We start from the raw sequence: 3,299 nt of genomic DNA, 5'->3' as shown, positions 1-3,299 counted from the left end.
TGGCCGGGGCGCTGCGACTGAGTGAGGTGCGGCCGCTCGAGATCTCCTACCTGTGTGCCGACGGGGCGTACGTGATCGCGCGCGGTGAGCTCGCGGCGGCGGCGGTGGACCCGATCGGTGTCGACGAGCAGGCGTGGTTGCGCCGGCTCGGATCCGACTCCGCACTCGCGGCGCGGCTCGCGCTGCGCAGCGGCCACCAGATCGCGGGCACCGACCCGTGGATCGTCGGCGTCGACAGTGCCGGCCTGGATCTCTCGATCGGGTCCGTGACCGGGTCCAGAGTGATCGAACGACTGCCGTTCTCGGGGTTCTGCCGCGATTCCGGGGATCTTCTGGCCGAGATCGCCGCCCTCGGGGGGTAGGGCCGGAGGACGTCACTTCGCCGCATACTCTTGCCAAAAAGGTAAGCCTTACCTAAGTTAGTCGCTGCGGGTAGTCACGTCCCCGCCCCCGGACCGTTCCGGCGCTGTTCCCAGAGGCGCCGGAACGGTGCGGGAACGACCACGAGGAGTTGGCATGCGATCACTGGTGGGGCCTGTGCCGGAGCCCGCGGAACGAGTGAGCTCGGCGCTACGCCGGTGCCCCCGGGCGACCCTGGGTCTCCTCTCCGCCACGAGCGGTTCTTCATCCGTGGCCGCCATGCCCGCACCAGAGGTGACCCTGGTGCACCAGGTACCCGGGACCGCCGACCTCTGGGTGGCGCTCCCGACGGCACACGCGGGCGCGATCGGCGTCGGGGGAGCGACGGCCCGACTTGAGGTCCTGGACGAGATCATCGGAGGCGCCGCCGAGGGGCGGTGTCGACGCATCGTCGTCGTCGAGGGGCGTGTGGAACTGCCGGGCGTGCGCGCCCAGCGACGCACCGCGGGTGAGATCGCCCGCGACCTCCCCGACACCGTCCTGCTGGACGTGGGCACCGGTGTCGCGCTGGTGCGGCTCCGAGCCGAGCGGATCGTGCTGACCGACGACGACGGCGTGACCGACATCGACCCCGAGGATCTGGCGACGTCCGGGCCCGACCCCTTCTCCGATCTCGAGGGACACTGGCTCGCCCACCTCAACGACCCGCGCTGCCAGGTGGTGCCGCGCATGGCGCTGCGCGTGTGCCGATGCCTGCCGGCCGAGCGCCCGCTGCTGGTCGGGATCGACCGGGCGGGGGTGGACATCGAGCTGGTCGGACGAGACGGCCGGATCCGCCGCGAGCGGCTGCCCTTCGCCGAGGCGTGCGTGGGGGTCACGGAGTTGGGCACCCAGCTCCGACTGCTCGCCGGGGGGTCGCGATACCCTCTAGATCGTGCTGCTCTCCGACCGTGACCTCCGCTCCGAGCTCGCCGACGGGCGGCTCACGATCGACCCCCTGGACTCCTCGCTGATCCAACCGTCGAGCATCGACGTCCGTCTGGACAGTCTGTTCCGCGTGTTCAACAACTCGCGCTACACACACATCGATCCGGCACAACAGCAGGACGACCTCACCGAACTCGTCGAACCCGCCCAGGGGGACCCGTTCGTGCTGCATCCGGGAGAGTTCGTCCTGGGGGCGACCCTCGAACGCCTGGCCCTGCCCGACGACCTCGCGGGTCGGCTCGAGGGCAAGTCCTCACTCGGCCGACTGGGTCTGCTCACGCACTCCACCGCCGGGTTCATCGACCCGGGGTTCGAGGGGCACATCACCCTTGAGCTGTCCAACGTGGCGAACCTGCCGATCACGCTGTGGCCGGGCATGAAGATCGGCCAGCTGTGCCTGTTCCGGTTGTCCAGCCCCGCCGAGGTCCCCTACGGCACCGCCGTGACGGGCTCCAAGTACCAGGGACAGCGCGGTCCGACCGCCTCCAAGGCGTACCTCAACTTCCGCTGACCGGGCCCCTCCGAGAACCGGGTCGTGTCGGAACCGGGCCGTCCCCGAGCCCGCCCCTGCAGCAGGACGCTCGTCCCGCGTTAACCCCGGTGTTCCCGGGATGTCGCCCGCGGCCAGTAGAAGTGGACCATGCGTATGACTGTGTTCGGGACCGGGTATCTGGGTGCGACCCATGCCGCGTGTATGGCGGAGTTGGGTCATGAGGTGCTGGGTGTGGATGTGGACGAGGCGAAGGTCGAGCGTCTTCGGTCGGGTGAGGTGCCGTTCTACGAGCCGGGGTTGCCGGAGATCCTGAGGCGGCAGGTGGAGGCGGGTCGGGTGCGGTTCACCACGGACTATGCCGAGGCCGCGCAGTTCGCGGACCTGCACTTCATCGGGGTGGGTACTCCGCAGCGCAAGGGGGAGTTCGCGGCCGACACCTCCCATGTGGAGGAGGTGGTGGCCCGGTTGGCGCCGTTGTTGACGGCGGATGCCGTGGTGGTGGGCAAGTCGACGGTGCCGGTGGGGACGGCGGCGCGGTTGCAGGAGATCGCCGATGCGCACGTGCGCGGCGGGGTGCGGGCGGAGGTGGTGTGGAACCCGGAGTTCCTGCGGGAGGGTTTCGCGGTGGCCGACACGCTCACGCCGGATCGGATCGTGATCGGGGTGCGTGAGCCCGGTGGCCCGGTCGAGGAGGTGGTGCGCGGGGCGTATGCGCCGATCCTGGACTCGGATCCGTGTCCGGTGATCGTGACGGATCTGGCCACGGCGGAGTTGGTCAAGGTCAGCGCGAACGCGTTCCTGGCGACCAAGATCAGTTTCATCAACGCGGTGTCGGAGGTGTGTGAGGCGGCGGGCGCGGATGTGACGGTGCTGGCCGATGCGATCGGGATGGATCCGCGGATCGGGCGGCGGTTCCTGGGGGCGGGGCTGGGGTTCGGTGGGGGGTGTCTGCCCAAGGACATCCGGGCGTTCATGGCCCGCGCGGGAGAGTTGGGTGCCGATCAGGCGATGTCGTTCCTGCGGGAGGTGGACTCGATCAACATGCGTCGCCGGGAGCGGATGGTGGATCTGGCGACCGAGGCGTGTGGGGGGATGTTGATCGGTAAGACGATCGCGGTGTTGGGGGCGGCGTTCAAGCCGGACTCCGACGACGTGCGGGATTCCCCGGCGTTGAACGTGGCGGGGATGCTCTCGCTCAAGGGGGCGCAGGCGGTGGTGTACGACCCGCAGGCGTTGGACAACGCGCGGGCGTTGTTCCCGACGTTGACGTATGCGGGGTCGGCGATCGAGGCGTGTGAGGGCGCGGACGTGGTGGTGGTGGCCACGGAGTGGCCGGAGTTCCTCGGGTTGGACCCGGCCGCCGTGACCCGGGTGGCGCGGGGGCGGATCATGCTGGACGGGCGCAACTGCATGCCCGCCGAGGCCTGGCGCGCGGCCGGGTGGACCTACCGCGCCCTCG

3 protein-coding genes and 1 pseudogene are annotated in these 3,299 nt (G+C 70.1%); all 4 read left to right on the top strand.

All coding sequences use genetic code 11. The annotated features are described in order from the left end of the window. Positions 1-362 (top strand): annotated as a pseudogene (locus G6019_RS14965) (hypothetical protein); the annotation flags it as partial. Positions 363-663: 301 nt separating this feature from the next. Then, positions 664-1,314: a hypothetical protein gene (locus G6019_RS14960; protein WP_309230287.1), complete on the top strand. Its 651-nt coding sequence runs from the start codon at positions 664-666 to the stop codon at positions 1,312-1,314. Further along, the gene (gene dcd / locus G6019_RS14955) at positions 1,295-1,858 is read left to right on the top strand and encodes a dCTP deaminase (protein ID WP_182612722.1); all 564 of its coding nucleotides are present in this window, start codon (positions 1,295-1,297) and stop codon (positions 1,856-1,858) included. Before G6019_RS14960 ends, dcd begins: the two co-directional genes overlap by 20 nt. A gap of 129 nt (positions 1,859-1,987) precedes the next feature. Next, positions 1,988-3,299: UDP-glucose dehydrogenase family protein (locus G6019_RS14950; protein WP_182627920.1), on the top strand; the 1,312-nt coding region annotated here is incomplete at its 3' end.

The sequence above is a fragment of the Dietzia sp. DQ12-76 genome (assembly GCF_014145045.1).
Classification (GTDB): Bacteria; Actinomycetota; Actinomycetes; order Mycobacteriales; family Mycobacteriaceae; genus Dietzia.
Note: the sequence above shows the minus strand (reverse complement) of the source record. Positions and strands in the feature narration are given on the sequence as shown.